General features: G+C 35.0%; 29 protein-coding genes. 18 read left to right on the top strand and 11 right to left on the bottom strand.

What is annotated here, in order from left to right; genetic code table 11:
- The first annotated feature begins 83 nt into the window (after positions 1 to 83).
- Positions 84 to 410 (top strand): hypothetical protein, encoded by a 327-nt coding sequence (locus CC204_RS20380; RefSeq protein WP_088271784.1) that lies wholly within the window; start codon positions 84 to 86, stop codon positions 408 to 410.
- A 74-nt stretch (positions 411 to 484) separates the two neighbouring features.
- Here CC204_RS20380 and CC204_RS20375 read toward each other — a convergent pair whose 3' ends face one another.
- From CC204_RS20375 to CC204_RS20325, 11 genes are all read right to left on the bottom strand, one after another.
- Complete coding sequence (locus tag CC204_RS20375) at positions 485 to 955, bottom strand: hypothetical protein (RefSeq protein ID WP_088271785.1); 471 nt, start codon at positions 953 to 955, stop codon at positions 485 to 487.
- Between the two features lie 272 nt (positions 956 to 1,227).
- The gene (locus CC204_RS20365) at positions 1,228 to 1,557 is read right to left on the bottom strand and encodes a hypothetical protein (RefSeq protein WP_088271787.1); all 330 of its coding nucleotides are present in this window, start codon (positions 1,555 to 1,557) and stop codon (positions 1,228 to 1,230) included.
- Positions 1,558 to 2,161: 604 nt separating this feature from the next.
- Positions 2,162 to 3,685 carry a DUF4942 domain-containing protein gene (locus CC204_RS20360; protein ID WP_157894329.1) on the bottom strand — a complete coding sequence of 508 codons (1,524 nt, stop codon included), beginning with the start codon at positions 3,683 to 3,685 and terminating at the stop codon, positions 2,162 to 2,164.
- 1 nt (position 3,686) lies between these two features.
- Positions 3,687 to 4,148, bottom strand: coding sequence for a hypothetical protein (locus CC204_RS21295; RefSeq protein WP_088271789.1), 462 nt, complete (start codon positions 4,146 to 4,148; stop codon positions 3,687 to 3,689).
- A gap of 611 nt (positions 4,149 to 4,759) precedes the next feature.
- Positions 4,760 to 5,200 (bottom strand): hypothetical protein, encoded by a 441-nt coding sequence (locus CC204_RS20355; protein ID WP_088271790.1) that lies wholly within the window; start codon positions 5,198 to 5,200, stop codon positions 4,760 to 4,762.
- Positions 5,201 to 5,214: 14 nt separating this feature from the next.
- The gene (locus CC204_RS20350; protein ID WP_088271935.1) at positions 5,215 to 5,760 is read right to left on the bottom strand and encodes a hypothetical protein; all 546 of its coding nucleotides are present in this window, start codon (positions 5,758 to 5,760) and stop codon (positions 5,215 to 5,217) included.
- A 55-nt stretch (positions 5,761 to 5,815) separates the two neighbouring features.
- Positions 5,816 to 6,169, bottom strand: a complete 354-nt coding sequence (locus tag CC204_RS21900) for a JAB domain-containing protein (protein ID WP_227011277.1) — start codon at positions 6,167 to 6,169, stop codon at positions 5,816 to 5,818.
- 1 nt (position 6,170) lies between these two features.
- The gene (locus tag CC204_RS20340) at positions 6,171 to 6,620 is read right to left on the bottom strand and encodes a hypothetical protein (protein WP_088271793.1); all 450 of its coding nucleotides are present in this window, start codon (positions 6,618 to 6,620) and stop codon (positions 6,171 to 6,173) included.
- Positions 6,613 to 6,990, bottom strand: coding sequence for a hypothetical protein (locus CC204_RS20335; RefSeq protein WP_088271794.1), 378 nt, complete (start codon positions 6,988 to 6,990; stop codon positions 6,613 to 6,615). Before CC204_RS20335 ends, CC204_RS20340 begins: the two co-directional genes overlap by 8 nt.
- A gap of 3 nt (positions 6,991 to 6,993) precedes the next feature.
- On the bottom strand, positions 6,994 to 7,404 hold the full coding sequence (locus CC204_RS20330; protein WP_088271934.1) for a hypothetical protein: 411 nt from the start codon (positions 7,402 to 7,404) through the stop codon (positions 6,994 to 6,996).
- Positions 7,405 to 7,941: 537 nt separating this feature from the next.
- Complete coding sequence (locus tag CC204_RS20325) at positions 7,942 to 8,136, bottom strand: hypothetical protein (protein WP_088271795.1); 195 nt, start codon at positions 8,134 to 8,136, stop codon at positions 7,942 to 7,944.
- A gap of 131 nt (positions 8,137 to 8,267) precedes the next feature.
- Between CC204_RS20325 and CC204_RS20320 the strand changes: the two genes are divergently transcribed.
- The 17 genes from CC204_RS20320 (at position 8,268) to CC204_RS20245 (ending at position 16,188) form a co-directional block, all read left to right on the top strand.
- Complete coding sequence (locus CC204_RS20320; protein WP_088271796.1) at positions 8,268 to 8,456, top strand: hypothetical protein; 189 nt, start codon at positions 8,268 to 8,270, stop codon at positions 8,454 to 8,456.
- A 49-nt stretch (positions 8,457 to 8,505) separates the two neighbouring features.
- A complete protein-coding gene (locus CC204_RS20315; protein ID WP_088271797.1) occupies positions 8,506 to 8,733 on the top strand; it encodes a hypothetical protein in 228 nt (75 codons plus the stop codon).
- Positions 8,734 to 8,737: 4 nt separating this feature from the next.
- Positions 8,738 to 9,547, top strand: coding sequence for an HNH endonuclease signature motif containing protein (locus CC204_RS20310; RefSeq protein ID WP_088271933.1), 810 nt, complete (start codon positions 8,738 to 8,740; stop codon positions 9,545 to 9,547).
- A gap of 251 nt (positions 9,548 to 9,798) precedes the next feature.
- Positions 9,799 to 10,053, top strand: a complete 255-nt coding sequence (locus CC204_RS20305; protein ID WP_227011287.1) for a DUF6874 family protein — start codon at positions 9,799 to 9,801, stop codon at positions 10,051 to 10,053.
- Between the two features lie 88 nt (positions 10,054 to 10,141).
- Positions 10,142 to 10,414 carry a hypothetical protein gene (locus CC204_RS20300; RefSeq protein ID WP_088271932.1) on the top strand — a complete coding sequence of 91 codons (273 nt, stop codon included), beginning with the start codon at positions 10,142 to 10,144 and terminating at the stop codon, positions 10,412 to 10,414.
- 36 nt (positions 10,415 to 10,450) lie between these two features.
- Positions 10,451 to 10,750: a hypothetical protein gene (locus CC204_RS20295; protein ID WP_088271931.1), complete on the top strand. Its 300-nt coding sequence runs from the start codon at positions 10,451 to 10,453 to the stop codon at positions 10,748 to 10,750.
- A 39-nt stretch (positions 10,751 to 10,789) separates the two neighbouring features.
- Positions 10,790 to 11,179 (top strand): hypothetical protein, encoded by a 390-nt coding sequence (locus CC204_RS20290; RefSeq protein WP_088271800.1) that lies wholly within the window; start codon positions 10,790 to 10,792, stop codon positions 11,177 to 11,179.
- Between the two features lie 98 nt (positions 11,180 to 11,277).
- Positions 11,278 to 11,523, top strand: a complete 246-nt coding sequence (locus tag CC204_RS20285; protein ID WP_088271930.1) for a hypothetical protein — start codon at positions 11,278 to 11,280, stop codon at positions 11,521 to 11,523.
- A gap of 42 nt (positions 11,524 to 11,565) precedes the next feature.
- Positions 11,566 to 11,784, top strand: a complete 219-nt coding sequence (locus CC204_RS20280; protein ID WP_088271929.1) for a hypothetical protein — start codon at positions 11,566 to 11,568, stop codon at positions 11,782 to 11,784.
- 31 nt (positions 11,785 to 11,815) lie between these two features.
- Positions 11,816 to 11,959, top strand: coding sequence for a hypothetical protein (locus CC204_RS21285; protein WP_157894346.1), 144 nt, complete (start codon positions 11,816 to 11,818; stop codon positions 11,957 to 11,959).
- Between the two features lie 69 nt (positions 11,960 to 12,028).
- Positions 12,029 to 12,265 (top strand): hypothetical protein, encoded by a 237-nt coding sequence (locus tag CC204_RS20275; protein ID WP_088271928.1) that lies wholly within the window; start codon positions 12,029 to 12,031, stop codon positions 12,263 to 12,265.
- 43 nt (positions 12,266 to 12,308) lie between these two features.
- A complete protein-coding gene (locus tag CC204_RS20270) occupies positions 12,309 to 13,082 on the top strand; it encodes a hypothetical protein (protein WP_188634538.1) in 774 nt (257 codons plus the stop codon).
- Between the two features lie 29 nt (positions 13,083 to 13,111).
- Entirely contained in the window at positions 13,112 to 13,531 is a 420-nt protein-coding gene (locus CC204_RS20265; RefSeq protein ID WP_088271927.1) for a hypothetical protein, read from the top strand.
- Positions 13,532 to 13,616: 85 nt separating this feature from the next.
- Positions 13,617 to 13,883, top strand: a complete 267-nt coding sequence (locus CC204_RS20260; RefSeq protein ID WP_088271926.1) for a hypothetical protein — start codon at positions 13,617 to 13,619, stop codon at positions 13,881 to 13,883.
- A gap of 170 nt (positions 13,884 to 14,053) precedes the next feature.
- A complete protein-coding gene (locus CC204_RS20255) occupies positions 14,054 to 14,254 on the top strand; it encodes a hypothetical protein (protein WP_088271925.1) in 201 nt (66 codons plus the stop codon).
- A gap of 229 nt (positions 14,255 to 14,483) precedes the next feature.
- Positions 14,484 to 15,248 (top strand): plasmid pRiA4b ORF-3 family protein, encoded by a 765-nt coding sequence (locus tag CC204_RS20250; RefSeq protein WP_088271924.1) that lies wholly within the window; start codon positions 14,484 to 14,486, stop codon positions 15,246 to 15,248.
- A gap of 292 nt (positions 15,249 to 15,540) precedes the next feature.
- Positions 15,541 to 16,188: a hypothetical protein gene (locus CC204_RS20245; RefSeq protein ID WP_088271923.1), complete on the top strand. Its 648-nt coding sequence runs from the start codon at positions 15,541 to 15,543 to the stop codon at positions 16,186 to 16,188.
- The last annotated feature ends 51 nt before the right edge of the window (positions 16,189 to 16,239 follow it).

The following is a 16,239-nucleotide window of genomic DNA, read 5'->3' as shown; positions in this document are numbered from 1 at the left end:
ATTCATGTAAGAAATCTTAGAGTAAAATTTCGTTCCATTGATACGTGAACCCCGATTCATTGGCAAAAAGTGACGTTAAAAAAATGCCAAAAAATATTGAGCAAATCATATTTTTTGGTCACTCATTAAGTGTTGCTGATTATTCCTATTTTCAATCAATCTTTGACTACTACAATATCTATGATAGTGATGTGGATCTTATTTTCTATTACGTAAATTATTCAAAGAATGCTTTTCCTCAGTGTTTAGAGGCGATTACGAAATTGATCAAAAGGTATGGAGAAACGCTAGATAATAAGGATCATGGAAAAAACTTGTTGCATAAGCTTAGTCTTGAATGCAGGCTAAAAGTAAAAGAGATCCAGATTGAGTATGACGAAGAAACCAATCTGATAAAGTCGATACAATGAAAAAAATCAAAAGAGTTAAAAGCACTTATGACATGTTTTTAACTCTTTTTTTCATTTTTATTATTAGTTGTTTGTTACATTCGGATAATGAGTCTAGTCATTTTATCTCTGTTGTTCTCAGCAAGTGACTGCTCAAACTTGTTGACCTGAATACTTTTTTTCTTCAGCAAGTTATCAGAGATCGACAACGGGAATGTTCCTTCTCTCTCCAGTAGAATATTTTCGATGGTATATACTTTCTTTTGGAAGAACGTCAGACGTTCCTGGTCTTTTGCTCTGAAGTATTTATCTTTTGCTTTTCTTGCTGCACGCAAAAGATAGTAAAGAGTGATCGTTTTCTCTTTAAGCAATGTCTCAGTTGGTCGCGACATAAGCTCAAAAATCATTGTTTCGAAGTCGTCGATAATTGGAATGCTATCGACCATTTGATGTGGGCGTTCCTGATTGAAACATACTTCTTCCGGAGAAAAAGTTATGCTGCAGTATGAGCAGGTCAAGTGTTGATCTAGATCCGTTCCGCAGTATTTGCATGTTGCATTTTCCATAATGTATTTCCTCCTTCAGAATAGTTGCTCTCATTCATTTTACACAATTAGCCCAATTAAATCAGCATTTTACTCAATCTCTCCAGCAAAAAAGAAAAATTAACGATAGAATGCCGGTAAAAACAATTACATTTGATTGATACGAGTGGGTTTGAGCTTGATAGGTTTGGATGCTCAATAGTATGATTCCTATTGAAAATAGGACCAGAATACCCTTTGCTGCGCGTACTAGATGGTGCATAAAAAGCAACAGATGATCAGTTTTTTTCATGCTACTTGATCTCCTTTAATTTTATTCTGACTTCCTCTACAGCAATCGGGTCCAAGCTGAGAACATTTTTTAGTAAATCACGACCAGCAAATATAATGCTGCCGGTAAATGTTTCAATGCGATCTTCCCAGCGAATAGTGATGGTTTCTTTTGCTTGATCAGGAAGATACAATCCGTGAAAGACAGTGAGTGTTTTACTAAGATCCATTGAAAATAAATTTGTTGTACCAAGAAGCATACTAATGTCGGTCAAGGGCTCAAAAGAGTAGTAATATTCAGTTTGTACTTCACCATTTACTTTTTTTGCGACTATTAGTTTACCTGGTTCCATAAGAATTCCTCCTAAGTCATGCATGAGACCTTCCCTTCAGACATGTTTTATTTTTTGTTTGATTTGACCGGCAAATACCATAGGAGAAGCAATTTGCAAGGGCGTACAGCTGCACCAATTTATAATTGGCTGCAGGTGTAGGTGTATCTTCCCTTGCAAATGTGAGCGGAGCCTATGGTATAGGCAACGAAGTTGCCGAAAAAGGTCGAACAAAAAATAAACACTGTCTGTGGTTTAAAAGGGCCCCCGATTGGCGCAGCCAAGTGGGGTGAGGGACGACGCAGGCGGCCCTCATAACTAAAGAGCGGTCAGCTGGTGTAACCAGATGATGAAAGAAGTCTAGATAGCGAAGCGTCAAAGGAAGAGAACGAAGGCGAAGCGAACCGAGAGAACGACTGAATCTAGAGTTGTTTCAAGCGCAGCATGAGCCCCAGGGCGAATGCATACCACGAAGTGGGCTCTTGTCGACTTGCGTAACGCACGGCGACTATGATAAGGGCGAGCTGCAAGCACGCCTAAACTCGATCGTTGACGACCTGAAGGGAGTGATCGTGTTTTCTCCGTAAGGAGGGAGTCTCTTTGCATTTGCAAAGAGACTCTTGTTTTAATTCAGCAAGTTTTGAATATTTGGAAATTCATTTTTGGCAAAGCGTAATGCTTCGGGATCTTGCTTCATTTCCTCAGATGAAGGAACCCAACCAAATTTTTGCCCACATATTAGATTGAATTTATCAAGTGTTTCTAGGTCTTTAAACCAAATGTGAATAGTTCCTTTTTTGAACACTTTAAAACGAAGAAATTCGTTTTCTAAATCGCCGTAGTCATTCGCAGTAAAAGTTGTTGGAATATCTGGTTTGATCAGTTTAAACATGGTTATTAGATCGTTCATGTAGTCTTGCATTCCGTGTGTTATATGCTTAAAGTTTTCTTCTAAAGGATGACCATAGCCGAATGATACTGTTTCATAATAAGATGAAGCTTGGTAAGCAGGAATTATTATTTTTGAATTTACCTTGAAGGCGTCATTTGTCTTGAATCCATTGTAGTAGTGAATGTTTTTGCTGTATTCATTTTGGTGATTGCCGGTCATTTTTTTGAACCATTCTACACAACTATCAAGAATTACCTCATATCCATTTGACATTAAAGCAGTGAGCAATAAAAGAACATTTTCTTCCGTGATTTCAAGTTTAGTGGCGGAATCAATTTTATCAGTGATCAAACTTGATCCATGCCGTGTTAATTTTTTGCGGAACTCGTCAGTTTTTAGGATTTTCTCCCAATACTGACTGCGAATGCTTTTTATTTCTTGATTAAGAGTTAGGTCATTTCGTCTATAACTAAACGATCCAAATTTATGCTTTTGTTTCATAATCGACTCAAACATATTGAGTGAATTGTCAAACAGATATTTTTTCTTAAGTAAAGAAATATGTTCATTGTAAGAACTAATAAGAAAGCGGATATCTTTTAAACGCTCTTCAAGATCACGATCAGAAACAATGGTGCTTAGACCTCTTTCTAGTGCTGTCTGAGCAGGTTCAAAGCCTTTAGTAGCTAAAAGTCTGTCATAAATCTTGTGGACATTATCTGTCGCTTTAGTGACTGATACGCGAACTAGGGCGACCTCTTCTTTTGATTCAGGCTTAACATTTTTATGAAAGGTTATTTCTGTTTCGTTGTTTTCAAGTGCTGCTTGTAATGCTGTGCTTGGATTTTGAATGATGTCAGCGCGTATGAGCGCTGAAATGTAGCAACTTTTGTCTACTTGCTTTTGAGCGAGTTCGAATGCTTTTAACAAGTAGTCTTCACTTTTTTCTACGGGTGGATCTAAAAGAATAATGTCAAATTCAATATGTGTGGCAAACGTTAAGAAATCAGTACCGACTACTTCGAATCCTTGATTTTCAAGGTTGTTTGATTTCTCAAAGTCTTTTTCTAATAGGGCATATTCTTCCTTCACTCCATATCGAAATTTCATGGAACTAAGAGCAAGTTCACCTAAATCGGCGTCGGGTATCAAAACTTTGTTGCTACCAGAGTTTAAGTGTTTTAGATCATTGCAAAGTAAATCAAATACAGGGTTTGGGTCTTTGTACCGTTCTCTTTTTAGTCTATCTTTTAGCATGTTATCTCTCCTCATAAAATCTGTTATATAGTCCACCAGTGAGATGTCCGACTTGGATCTGACCGAACTTAACATTTTCCGGTGACGAAAAGTTGATAGTTGCTACAAAAGGAAGCGAAGCATAAATATCGTCTTGTTGGGTTTCCCAATCTTCCTTGTTTTCGCGAACATAGAATAGATTATAAATAGTTCCAGTATCTGTGAGAGTTTTGATTGTATGGTACACAAGACATTTATATTCTTTTTCAAAATCTTCTATCATTTTTGGGGTGTCTTCTTCTAATTCATATTTTTTTACAAATGGACAGGGATTAAGAATTCCTACGCTTGCAAGTTCAGAGCAAAATACAGTTCGATGTAAAAGAAAATCAGAAATCAATTCTTTTTGTATGTCTAGAATAGTCATTCGGTTAATTGCTTCAATTTCTAACTCAGATTCGTTTAAAATTTCTAAGTAATCCATAAAATTCCTCCTATGCGCCTGAGAGGTGTTACTTCAGACATGTTTTATTTTTTGTTTGATTTGACCGGCAAATACCATAGGAGAAGCGATTTGCAAGGGCGTACAGCCGCACCAATTTTAATTGGCTGCAGGTGTAGATGCATTTTCCCTTGCAAATGTGAGCGGAGCCTATGGTATAGGCAACGAAGTTGCCGAAAAAGGTCGAACAAAAAATAAACACTGTCTGTGGTTTGAAAGGGCCCCCGATTGGCGCAGCCAAGTGGGGTGAGGGACGCTGCAGGCGGCCCTCATAACTAAAGAGCGGTCAGCTGGTGTAACCAGGTGATGAAAGAAGTCTAGATAGCGAAGCGTCAAAGGAAGAGAACGAAGGCGAAGCGAACCGAGAGAACGACTGAATCTAGAGTTGTTTCAAGCGCAGCATGAGCCCCAGGGCGAATGCATACCACGGAGTGGGCTCTTGTCGACTTGCGGAACGCACGGCGACTATAATAAGGGCGAGCTGCAAGCACGCCTAAACTCGATCGTTAACGACTTGAAGGGAGTGATCGTGTTTTATCATTAAGAAGAATTCAGAGCCTCTTTAATCATTACAAAGGCTCTGATAAATGATATTAACCTACTCTGATTAATCCGCCACCGCTAGATTGAATTCCAATTGACCCAAATTCGGAATAGTCCGGATAAGTTGTATTTACACAATAGACACATGGGGTTTTATAGGAAAGGTCTTCCTGTTCCATTTCCCACTGATCGGTATTATTAGAAACATACAAAAGGTCGTTTACTAAACCAAATTCGGTGTTAGTTTCGATCACATGATAGACCATAGAATCGTATTCTTTTTCGAAGTCAGAAATAAATTTCTTTTGTTCTTTGGTTAACTCATAGATAGTACCGATAACGCTGGAACCAATCCCTAATATTGAAAGGTTTGTCGGTTCAGATTTGCAGACCGTTCCTGATTGAATAAATTTGTTTATAGCTTCCTCATACAAATCTAATTGGCGCATTCTTTTAATTGCTTCATTTTTGATTTGTTCATTAGTGTTCATTTTGAATTTCTCCTTTAATGATAATCTTTGATGATTTCCACAGTGTAGTAAACTTTCTTTTCTTTTTCTAAAGTGTTAATGAGTTCCCAAGTCAATTCAGAGTTGTAATTTTCTTGTGGTATGTCAGTTTCTGAATAGAGTTTGAAGTCGTCACGTTCAACAAATAGTAAGCAAAGAGAATCTGTATTCGTTTGGTCAATATATTTGATATAGGGAAAACAAAGGGGTGCTTTAATAAAATTTGAAACAAAATTATTACAGAGATATTCAATTATTTCATGATAGTCATTCAAATTCGCTTCTGTGGGAGAGAACTCGTCTGATTCAATGAGTTCGAAATCATAAGAATCTTCATTATCATACGGCTCTTTTTTTCCAAAGTTCATTTCAAAGTATTCAGCAGTTTCACTTTCTTTGTATTTGTAAGCAAAAACTTGAAGTTCATGTTTATCTGTATGAACGCTAGCAATATCTTCACCAATAAAAAATGATTGGGGGTTCCAATTAGTCTCCATTCCTTTTTTTATAGTGAAGTCTTCAAATGTAAATGTTTTTTCCATGATATTCTCCTATTCATATTTTTATTTGGGGAAGGAATCACTTGTGAGAGGCGCTTCAACAGCGCCTTTCACGAATAATGAAATCAAGTACGTTTATGTCTACACAACCGCATATTTCTTTTAGGCTTTGGGCAAAAGCAATGTCAATAGGAGTTAGTTGCTTAATTGGTTCTGAACGATATTGAACAACTAGTAACTGCTCTGCCTGATGTCGCAAGGCAATGTTTAAAATCAATTTTTTTACAGATAATTGATGTTCTAGCTTTCCAGTGTAAATGATGTCAGAAGAAAGAATTTGATTGGAATTCGATAATGTAACTAAAACTACGCTGTAAGGTCTGATTTTTGGTGAAAATCTAGAGTCAATTTCATGCAAAATTTGTAGAACGTCAGACGAGGGAACATTCATTTTAGGATTCGCTATTGTACTCAAAGTGACGTTTCATATCCCTTCTTTTTTCAAGTTCTAATTGGCTTTCTGCGTGGTTAACAAAATAACCAACGTCTTCCATGCAAGAAAAATTTTTCTCAAATAGTTCGAGAACATTTTTTTCATGCGCATTATTGGAAAGGAAAGACACAACGTCTTCTTTTTGAATGCGATAAAGAGTGTTTTCTTGTTCTGTGTTTAATAGTTCAGCTTCTTTTAGGAGGCGTAGGTAATAGTCAGGTATCTCATTTCGAATCATTTCGTCAGTCTCGTCTAAGATTTCTTCAAAAGGGATATCTGTTGCGTTAATAAGCATTTCTACAGTAGTATCAGTGTGCCCAAAATAAAGATAGACTAAAGTGCTAGCACTGTTAACATTGATGACAAACTCCCAACCTCCGTTTAATAGTAAGACCAGAGAATCACTCATGGATTTCACCTCCTTCAATAAGAGCGTGGCATTTTCTTTCTCCAAATAATTTACGAATAATTTCAAAAATTTCGTCCTGACTTTTTCCTTTAAAAGATGATTCTGAAATCTTTTTCCAAGAATCAGTCGTGTGAATGATTTGGCTATCCTGATGCTCGTAAGTTCCGAATAATAAGAAATAGGAAAGTTTATCCTCGTCATATCTAGTGACAAAGCAGAGTTCATGTGTTGAATCATAGACACGTAATAGGGTCATTTCTTTAGAAACGAGTTGGATATTCCAGTTGTTTTTAGCAAGTTGGAAGTACTCGTCTGAAAATGCTACTTCCATTAGTCCAATTAGATATTGTTGTTGGTTTGATTTTGTCATTTTCTATTCTCCTTTTAATCCGTTTTTTTCGAATTTTTGAAACTGTGCTAGGACTTCAATGTCCATAATCTTTGGTTTTTTCTGTTTAATAAAGTCATTCCAAACCATTTCAATTGCTTGATGTTCAGAAGGTTTGATAGTACTAGGATTGATTTTTAAATCAAGGCATAAGATCGCTTGGAAAAACCATTTTGGATTTTGAACTTGTAAATCTTTAAGCATAGAATAATAGGTGTTTAAGAGGTTGAGTTCGACACTAGATTCCATAAGCTCAACGATCGTTTTCGATAGGTGTTGTTCATAGTGTTTTTTTGGAACTTTGGTTTCTTCGTAAAGGTAAGTTAAGTCTGAAATAGCTTGAGCCATTTTAGATTGGGGTAATTTTGAAAACTGGTCATAATAGGTATTAGGCATATGAAGACTCCTCCTGTGCGCCTGAAATGAGTCACTTCAGACATGTTTTATTTTTTGTTTGATTTGACCGGCAAATACCATAGGAGAAACGATTTGCAAGGGCGTACAGCTGCACCAATTTCAATTGGCTGCAGGTGTAGGTGTATCTTCCCTTGCAAATGTAAGTGAAGCCTATGGTATAGGCAACGAAGTTGCCGAAAAAGGTCGAACAAAAAATAAACACTGTCTGTGGTTTAAGAGGGGCCCCGATTAGCGTAGCTAAGTGGGGTGGTAGACGTCGTAGACGGCTGCCATTATAAAAAAGCGTTCGTTTGTGAGCCACAAACGATGAATGATATCAAGATAGCGAAGCGTCAAAGGAAGAGAGCGAAGGCGAAGCGGATCGAGCGAACGACTGTACCTTGAAAGCAGTCAAGCTACAGCATGAGCCCTGGGGCGAATGCTAACCAAAAAAAGGCCAAACAAGAGAGTTTTCTTGTTTGGCCTTTCTAAATGATTAATTGATCATTGGCATACAAAAACGCGATCCTACAAGAACTATTTCTTGGTATTATCGCGTTCTAATCTTTCTTTTACTAATTCCTGAATAAATAAAAAATCTTCGTCTGTGGCAATATTGATAAAGCTTTTAGCAGCTGATTTTTTATTTCTGTACTGTCTGCCTTCAGGATTGTTCTGATCGTACTTTTTATTTGCTCTTCGTTTTGCTTCGCTAGTTTTATATTCTGTCATAATACCGCCTTCCTTCGAATTTAGTATATCATAGATAGAAAGAAAAAACAGTATATACTTGCAAAATCTCTTTACAATACAAGTATATACTGGTATAATATAGAGTATAAGATGATGAGAGGAAGATGTTTATGGATCACGAATTAAGAGAAGAACTTGAACAATGGGAAACACAATTTCATGAGCACACAGAGAACTTGGAAATGGACCTAAAGGAGATTGAGGACTTTGCAGATCAAGATATTTTAGATAGCTTGACGGATTCTCAAAAACAGTTATTGAAGAAAAATCTTGTTCATTTCATAAAGCAAGTAGCATAGAAAGGGGATCAGCTTTGATCCTCTTTGAAAAATATTTGGAGGTAAAAATATGGTAAAAAATAAATTAATTGATTTGAATAACCATTTGTTTGAACAGCTTGAAAGATTGAATGATGATGGGCTCACAGGAGAGCAACTAGATGAAGAAATCAAGAGAGCTCAGGCAATGAAAGGAATAGCTGGCCAAATCATTAATAATGCAAATACAGCGATTCGAGCGAAGGAAGTTTTTTCAGAGCACCGAATTGAAAAAGATATTCCTGAGATGTTGGAGTGATTTTATGCGATATACGAAAGAACAGGGTGAGTATGTAAGAGAAATTGCATTAGGAAGGTACAACTCAGAAATTGCAGCATTGTTCAATGCAAAATTTGGTACAAATGTCACAGCTGAAGAGATCAGGAGATACAAATCTAATCACAAGATCAGAAGTAACGTGCCAACGAATAAGAAAGGTCTGAGTCGGGGATTATTTACCGAAGAGCAAAAAGATTTTATAAGAGCTAACGCAGCCAAGCGATCTAATAAAGAACTTACTGATTTATTGAATAAGACGTTCGGATCGACTTTTATTACTTCTCAAGTGAAAGCATGGAAAAATAGAAATCATATCGATAGTGGATTAAATGGGTACTTTGAGAAAGGACACGTTCCTATCAACAAAGGGACAAAGGGAATGTTCAATGTGGGCGGAAATAGTGGTTCTTTTAAGAAAGGTGAGACGCCTCTAAATTATAAGCCTGTGGGATCTGAAAGAATTGATCGTGATGGTTACTGTCTTGTGAAGGTTCAGGATCATGGGACATGGCCAGAAAGATGGCGGCATAAGCACAAAGTGATTTGGGAAAAAGAGAATGGCCCAATCCCTGCTGGACATGTATTAATGTTTTCTGATGGTAACAAAGAAAATATTCGACTCGATAATCTATTGTTGATCACTCAAAATCAGTTACTACAGATGAACCGCAATGGTTGGATAGGTGAAGACCGTGAGATCACTGAGACTGGACTTCTATTGGCGGATCTAGTTAGTCGGTTAGCAGAAAAAAAGAGAAGCAGAAAAAAAAGAAAAGTAAAGGAGAGATACTAATGAGGTGGTTAATAGTTGTTTATCCATATAATTCTCGGCTTAGTCAGCATTATTATGTACGATGCAAGCATTGGCCGCAGCGAAGAGACATATCTAAATTAGAAGAATACTTTTGTGGGGAAATAGATGTAAGACGGGCCTGAAGCTCGTCTTATTTTCATTAAAAAAACCAGTATATACTTGAATATTAACTTTACAATACAAGTATATGCTGGTATAATTAGGATATAAGAAAAGAGGGGGAAATGATAATGAAGAGTAAAGAAAGATTGGTAACTATAGGTGAAATTGCTAAAAGAGCAAAAGAAATGGGGATTCTAGTATTCGATGTTTTTTCGTTGGTGATGGACTTAAAACTTGCGGATGATGTGTTTGATCTAAACCTTGAAGAATTGAAAATCGCAGATGCTCAAAATTTTTCTCACGATATTATGGGGATTCAGAATCACATTGACAGGAAGAATAAGTCATTTTCTAACAATTTTTTACCGCGTTTCTCAAGATAGGATCATTAGAAAGAGACCTATTGAAAGCCTGTAAATACAGGCTTTCGTATTGTTTTAAGGTTGACTTAGAAAGAGAAGGGAAAATGATATGAAAAAGGAAACTGAAAATACTAATGAGGTCACTAAAGAGATGTTGAATATGTTCAGAAGTATAATCCCAGGCTGTATGGTTGTTGAAGTTCATTATCTACAACGTGACAAATTAACTGGAGATTTTGGTTTTTGGATCTCAGCAGGGTTTCATTACATTCCTTCCGAAAAAGTCATTGCCACTTTAAAGAAAAAAGGCAATTGGGCAATTGGCGAAGAAGATGCTGCCGGATGTGTAAGGAGATATGCATTAAAACAAGTAGTACAGTAGATTAAATCTCAGGGGATCTGGAAAGGAATAGATGTTATGGAAGTAGTTGAAAATTGTTTAGATAGCACTGTAATTCTTCTTTGCCCTGAAAATATGGGACAAAGAAGAGTCACCATAAAGGTTTTAAATGAAAACAAAGTTCAAACTTTCGTTGAAAGAATGGAATCTAATTTTATAGCTGAAGCTAGAACAAACTGGAAATCAGGTTTCAAATTTGAAAAAAGTTCAAGTTTATCGATGATAAAAAGTATTTCAGATCCTGATTTATTTTTCGAGATACGTGTTATTGATAATTTTGATTTTTGGACTGAAGGTGCTATTGAGGATTTATATTAACGAAGGTTTTTAAAATATCGAATGAAAGAAGGACATTTCATGAAAAGAAAAGAATTGATTTTAGAAACGGGTCAAGCGAATAGTTTAGAAGAGCTCTATCAGTTGATCGATAAATATGAAAAGCTAAAAGAAAATCCTATTACTGATCAAAACTATAAGATGGATTTCACTGCAAAAACAGTTTCAATTGATTTTCTTGATAAGGAATTTAAAAAGGGCGAGATTGTCGTAGAACATTTGAACAATAGTATCGGTATTACTAAGATAACTTTTTTAGGCCAAGATCCTTGTCGCGAAAGAGGTCAAATGTTAGTTGAAACAGGACGACTCTTAGACAACTCTCCAGAGTCTAGCGAAACAGAATTTTATTGGATCTATAAGATCAAAGATTTATGTGTTGATTACAAAATTTATATAGGGGGGTATTGAGGGTAGTGGGTATTATAAACGGTTGGCTTTGAGAAAGATATAGGGAAGGAATGAAGGGATTAATTCCCCTCTAAAGACGGTTTTTGGGAGAGGAAAATATGAAGGAAAAAGAATCAAACCTAAAAAGAAAAATAACGAAAATAATTGGTATTATTCTGTTTGCACTAGTGGTAATAGTAACAGTAGCTTTAGATTTAAATGAAAGAGATTTTAGAGCGTTAGCTCTATGCTCGTTGCTGATTTTTGGAATGGTTTGGAGTGAACAATATGAAACGATTATTGCGATAATTGGTTTTATAGTTTTGTTATTGTTGTTATGGTTTGGCTCGCATGTTCGATTTTAAATGACGGTTATTGATAGAGCAAAAAAAGGAGGTTGATCAACGATGAAATCAGATAAATTTTTTGTATATGATCCACAAAATGAAGAAACAATACCTTTCAACAGTTTTGATGAAGCAAAAAAATATTTTGATGATTTATGTGATCACTATGCAAATTTACCGGAGGACGTTTCAGAAGTTTACCTGCTACAGCCAGTCCAAAAGGGCTTTTGGAAAGAAGAATATGGCGAAAATTTTGTAGTACGAAAATATGGGAATTAAACGACGGTTTTAGGAAAGGGAAGATTTGAATATGTTATTATCAGACAAACTCAAACAAGTTTGCTTTACTGAAATTGAAGATCCAATGAAATATTTTGATCAGTTAGCACTTGAAGCAAAAGAACTGGAATCGATCTCTAGTATTCATTCAATATTAATAGAAGAATTAGGATAAAGCACAGTAGAGAATGCACTGAAAAGCTATTTCAATAAAAAATGACGGTTTTTGAAAGGGGATAACAACATGAAATGTAAAGAAAATTTTGTTATTAGGGTTTCACAAAATTTCGGTGGAGGAATAGAAATTGAGTATTACTATTCTGGCACAACATATATTGTACAAGGTGAAGTGTTTGGAAACTTTGTTGATGATATAAGGAATGCAAAAGATTATACTTCAAAAAAAAGAGCCGAAAATGCTATGGAAAAACTGAAAAATAAAGTTAGTAATTGGAGCAAGATGGAAGTTGTTTCTAGTTAAAGATTAACGACGGTTTTTGGGACAAGAAAGAAGGTGACAATTAGTGAGCAAGACAAGCCTTACTAAAAACATTGAAAAAGCGCTGTATGATTACTGTTATGATTTGGGACATATAGCTGTAGATGAAGTAACGATGCCAGGTAATGAAGGTATTGTAGATACCTTATCTGTTGAAATGAGGGGCAATCGTTCAGAAGGATATGAAAAAATCTGGAGATTTTATGAAATTAAAGTAAGTAAGCAAGATTTTTATTCTAAAAATAAACTAACATTTTTAGGACATTTCAATTATTTTGTTCTTCCAGTAGAACTATATGAGGTTGTCATAGCAGACATTCCTAAACATATAGGAGTATTAACCTATAGAAAAGGGACTATTACAGTAAAGAAAAAACCAATCAGGCAGAAAGAATTGATAATTAATGAAGAAATTCTCTTCAGAAACCTAGTAACTTCGATGAATCGTGAGGTCTTCAAAGCAAAACAAATTGAAAAAGGACTGTCAATTTATAATACAGAGACATTGATGAAAGAAATAGTGAAAAGAACAGCCAAAGGAAAAAGTGATTTTCTAGTGGATTTCATGTTGGAAATTTATGCTGAAGACAAAAATAAATTCTTGAACCTTTTAATCGATTCTAGTGTAAGCGAAGATTACAAGGAATTGGTGCTTTCAGTATTGTCTCAAGAACTCAAATATTTGAAGGAAGATGTGGTACTAATCAAAAAAGACTACAGAGAAGAAAGACGGCTGAAAAGAGATGCTTGGTTGAAAATTAAGCAGCTAGAAAATCAACTAAAGGAAATAGCTAATTAACGACGGTTTTTGGGAAGGAGAAAATTGAAATGAAAACAAAAGAAATTGAAAAGGTTTTAAATCGGTTAGGCACTGTTGAAGATGATTCTGATAGGATCATTGAAGAATATAAAAAGGAGATGCCTCATTCTTATTTGCTCTATGAAAATAAATATAATGATGTTTCTGACGATACCATTTGTATTGAAGTATATTCAAATGGATCTTATGTAGTAACAAACGATGATTTACCCTACACTTGCTATTCAAAAATAGAGTTACAGGAGTTAAAAGTCTCTTTTGAAAATACACCATTTCTATTGAATGTTCCACCTACTAATCAAGAGACGTATCCAGTTCTTGTTTCTGTTACTGCACAAGCGAATAATTTGAACGAAGTTACCTTATTAATAGAAACATTTAGAAAAATCAACGATGCGTTTCTAAGGAACAAAGTAAAAAAAAATTAAAGGTGATGATGGACAAGCATATTTTGATAGAATCGATTAATAATGACGGTTTTTGATAAAGCAAAAATCAGGAAGGAAGATTTTTATGAAACAACAAAACAAAAGTAAATTGTATGTAGAAATATCTAGTGGCTCAAATAATTCACTTAGTTTTGAAAATGAAGAAGCAACTCTCATATTTAATGAAATAGAAGAAAAAATATCAATAGGTGAAGAATGGACAAAATCTATTGATAGTAAAAAATGGGGAAAGATTCGTTTTAATTTAAAGCAGATATGTTCATACAAATATGATGAAAGAATTACAAATGAGTCTGACAAGCCACGAAAAGGACTAGTAACATTTGGCTAAAGTATATTCGATTTCTTTCGAGAAGGGATGGAATGATCCTTTTATTTTATCCTTTCTATGTAAAATTTGAGTATAAGCAAATTTTACGTTCGTGTATTGTGATATAATCACTTTTACTAGGTAAATCTTTAGTGTAAAATGATACAAATCAAATTATTGGAGATAGAGGAATGAAATTAACAAAAGGAGAAACGGTGACAGTTCAGACTTTATCAGGAAAAGAAGTTACTGGAGAAGTTTTTAGTATTTTAGATAATACCGTAATTGTTCTGTGTGGAATTGATAAATATGTTGTCAAAAAGCAACAACTGAAGCAACAAGGATATTCTTTTTCAAAAATAAAAAGACCGGCATTTTCAGTGGTTCACTAAGAAAAGTTAAACAAACGGGGTCTTCCTTAACTTGTAGACCAACTGTAAATCATATAGAATGATGTTAGCGGAACTTTCCGTCACATCATTAATCTTTCAGTAGCCTAATCAAGGCAACTGGAAGATTTTTTTTGGAAAGAGCTGATTTTCTGTGGACGTCAATTTAGTATTATTGATGATATGGTACAATGTAGATATTAAACCTACTGAATAGACGGAGGAGTAAGCGATGGTTGAACAAGATATATATTACTTTTACTCAGAGCTAAAGGACTATCAGCCAAAAATTTGGCGTCGTTTTGAGATTACTGGAGAAAAGACGATAGCTGAGCTTGCGTATACAATTATGATCATGTATGAAATGCACGCAAGTCATTTATTTTCTATTACACAAGATATCAGGAAAGACGTCTTGAAAGAATTAGGGCAAGAATATTCTATCGAGCAGCTTACTCCTTATCTTGAAAAGCAGAGTAATAAAGAGATATTAAAAAGAATAAGATATGAGTTGCCAGGCTATGAAGATTTCAAGATTGATACAGAAAAACTATTGCGAGCAGACAAATTAAAAGTAAAACAGATCACTCGAAAAAAAGGTATGGAACTGTCATGTTTCTATGATTTTGGGGATAGTTGGGAAGTGTCTATTTATTTAGAAAACTGTGAGAAAAAGGAACGAATAGACTCAGATACACCGTATGTAACTGAAGGTGAAGGTTATGGAATCATTGAAGATGTCGGCGGAGTTTACGGACTGGAAAAATTGGCAGCAAGTCTAAAAGTTAGGGCTGGGGATGAATATGAAGACTATATAAGATGGTTGGATAGTAGCACGTTGGATCTTGAAATGTTTGATCAGGAAGACATGAATTTCCGATTAAGAGAGTTGCTTAAGGTGTATAAAGAAATTTATGAAAAATATAAAGAACCGTCAAAACAAGAAGTAGATTTACTTTTACGAACGTATAAGAATAAAGGAAGTAGAGGGTATTAAGTCAAGAAAATTGTTAGAGAGTGTAAAACAATTCAACATGCAGTATACTTAAATAAAGACGAATGTCTGACTTTAAAAGCATGAAAAGAAGTTGATCTCCCTTTAGGTCAGCTTCTTTGTGATATTCATATGTAAACGTAACTGATGATTAGCACATTTAAAGTTTAATCCATACATAACATTCATAAAATATATCTTTGAATACAGAATACATTATGATAAAATATCAATAACAGGCATAAAGATAAATATTGATTAAATGCTTGTAAAAAATAATAAAGGGGAAAAAATAATGAAAAAAATGTTAGAAAAGGCGCTTTTATTTGGCGCTGTTGGGTGTATGGGGTTAATTTGGAATGCACATACTTCTGAAGCTGCTTCATATGAAAGCATGAAAAAGAATGTTGAAGAGGGAACGGGCTTAATTTATAATCCAGAGATAGATGAAATAATGACTCAAGAAAGTTCACTTGAAGTAATTGAAGCTATTGAAGAAGAAATACAAGATTTAAATATTGAAGAACCTACACAGGAAATCTATGATGAAGTTTTTAGCTCCGTAAAAGATGTAGAGGTAGTAGACACCACTGAAAAAAACTTGCCTCCATTCATGACATTTGCTGCCGGAGCACCAAGAGATAATCAAACTGCATGGATTCCATATAATTCATGTGAATTTTCTGGATCAGGTTGGAGATACAGTGGAGCCCAATTTAAATTTAGAGATTACAATGCAAACCCAAAATTTGGTGTAAGAGCTACAAAAGATTCATTCTATTTTTATACTGTGATTCCAGGAAATAATAGTTTCTTACGTAAACATGTGGTTGACGCAAATCTAGACTGGGTATATTTTCCTTCAAAAAGTGGGTCAGCAAAACTACAAGGATATTTTGCAACATACAATCCTGTTAAAGGAAGCCGATACTATATATACTAATCATACTCATTTCTATTACATGAGAAGCAATCCAAATTATTAATATAAAGG

Source organism: Enterococcus wangshanyuanii, assembly GCF_002197645.1.
Taxonomy (GTDB): Bacteria; Bacillota; Bacilli; order Lactobacillales; family Enterococcaceae; genus Enterococcus_L; species Enterococcus_L wangshanyuanii.
The sequence above is the reverse complement of the archived record's forward strand: the minus strand, read 5'-3'. Positions and strand labels throughout refer to the sequence as shown.

What these genes read in the sequence shown, in the direction of transcription:
- CC204_RS20260 (WP_088271926.1), top strand. Translation starts at nt 13,617, where the DNA reads ATGAAACAACAAAACAAAAGTAAATTGTATGTAGAAATATCTAGTGGC.
- CC204_RS20315 (WP_088271797.1), top strand. Translation starts at nt 8,506, where the DNA reads ATGGTAAAAAATAAATTAATTGATTTGAATAACCATTTGTTTGAACAG.
- CC204_RS20275 (WP_088271928.1), top strand. Translation starts at nt 12,029, where the DNA reads ATGAAATGTAAAGAAAATTTTGTTATTAGGGTTTCACAAAATTTCGGT.
- CC204_RS20255 (WP_088271925.1), top strand. Translation starts at nt 14,054, where the DNA reads ATGAAATTAACAAAAGGAGAAACGGTGACAGTTCAGACTTTATCAGGA.
- CC204_RS20305 (WP_227011287.1), top strand. Translation starts at nt 9,799, where the DNA reads ATGAAGAGTAAAGAAAGATTGGTAACTATAGGTGAAATTGCTAAAAGA.
- CC204_RS20285 (WP_088271930.1), top strand. Translation starts at nt 11,278, where the DNA reads ATGAAGGAAAAAGAATCAAACCTAAAAAGAAAAATAACGAAAATAATT.
- CC204_RS21295 (WP_088271789.1), bottom strand. Translation starts at nt 4,148, where the DNA reads ATGGATTACTTAGAAATTTTAAACGAATCTGAGTTAGAAATTGAAGCA.
- CC204_RS20295 (WP_088271931.1), top strand. Translation starts at nt 10,451, where the DNA reads ATGGAAGTAGTTGAAAATTGTTTAGATAGCACTGTAATTCTTCTTTGC.
- CC204_RS20375 (WP_088271785.1), bottom strand. Translation starts at nt 955, where the DNA reads ATGGAAAATGCAACATGCAAATACTGCGGAACGGATCTAGATCAACAC.
- CC204_RS20320 (WP_088271796.1), top strand. Translation starts at nt 8,268, where the DNA reads ATGGATCACGAATTAAGAGAAGAACTTGAACAATGGGAAACACAATTT.
- CC204_RS20350 (WP_088271935.1), bottom strand. Translation starts at nt 5,760, where the DNA reads ATGGAAAAAACATTTACATTTGAAGACTTCACTATAAAAAAAGGAATG.
- CC204_RS20330 (WP_088271934.1), bottom strand. Translation starts at nt 7,404, where the DNA reads ATGCCTAATACCTATTATGACCAGTTTTCAAAATTACCCCAATCTAAA.
- CC204_RS20365 (WP_088271787.1), bottom strand. Translation starts at nt 1,557, where the DNA reads ATGGAACCAGGTAAACTAATAGTCGCAAAAAAAGTAAATGGTGAAGTA.
- CC204_RS20360 (WP_157894329.1), bottom strand. Translation starts at nt 3,685, where the DNA reads ATGCTAAAAGATAGACTAAAAAGAGAACGGTACAAAGACCCAAACCCT.
- CC204_RS20245 (WP_088271923.1), top strand. Translation starts at nt 15,541, where the DNA reads ATGAAAAAAATGTTAGAAAAGGCGCTTTTATTTGGCGCTGTTGGGTGT.
- CC204_RS21285 (WP_157894346.1), top strand. Translation starts at nt 11,816, where the DNA reads ATGTTATTATCAGACAAACTCAAACAAGTTTGCTTTACTGAAATTGAA.
- CC204_RS20290 (WP_088271800.1), top strand. Translation starts at nt 10,790, where the DNA reads ATGAAAAGAAAAGAATTGATTTTAGAAACGGGTCAAGCGAATAGTTTA.
- CC204_RS20325 (WP_088271795.1), bottom strand. Translation starts at nt 8,136, where the DNA reads ATGACAGAATATAAAACTAGCGAAGCAAAACGAAGAGCAAATAAAAAG.
- CC204_RS20380 (WP_088271784.1), top strand. Translation starts at nt 84, where the DNA reads ATGCCAAAAAATATTGAGCAAATCATATTTTTTGGTCACTCATTAAGT.
- CC204_RS20310 (WP_088271933.1), top strand. Translation starts at nt 8,738, where the DNA reads ATGCGATATACGAAAGAACAGGGTGAGTATGTAAGAGAAATTGCATTA.
- CC204_RS20250 (WP_088271924.1), top strand. Translation starts at nt 14,484, where the DNA reads ATGGTTGAACAAGATATATATTACTTTTACTCAGAGCTAAAGGACTAT.
- CC204_RS20340 (WP_088271793.1), bottom strand. Translation starts at nt 6,620, where the DNA reads ATGAGTGATTCTCTGGTCTTACTATTAAACGGAGGTTGGGAGTTTGTC.
- CC204_RS20265 (WP_088271927.1), top strand. Translation starts at nt 13,112, where the DNA reads ATGAAAACAAAAGAAATTGAAAAGGTTTTAAATCGGTTAGGCACTGTT.
- CC204_RS21900 (WP_227011277.1), bottom strand. Translation starts at nt 6,169, where the DNA reads ATGAATGTTCCCTCGTCTGACGTTCTACAAATTTTGCATGAAATTGAC.
- CC204_RS20355 (WP_088271790.1), bottom strand. Translation starts at nt 5,200, where the DNA reads ATGAACACTAATGAACAAATCAAAAATGAAGCAATTAAAAGAATGCGC.
- CC204_RS20280 (WP_088271929.1), top strand. Translation starts at nt 11,566, where the DNA reads ATGAAATCAGATAAATTTTTTGTATATGATCCACAAAATGAAGAAACA.
- CC204_RS20300 (WP_088271932.1), top strand. Translation starts at nt 10,142, where the DNA reads ATGAAAAAGGAAACTGAAAATACTAATGAGGTCACTAAAGAGATGTTG.
- CC204_RS20335 (WP_088271794.1), bottom strand. Translation starts at nt 6,990, where the DNA reads ATGACAAAATCAAACCAACAACAATATCTAATTGGACTAATGGAAGTA.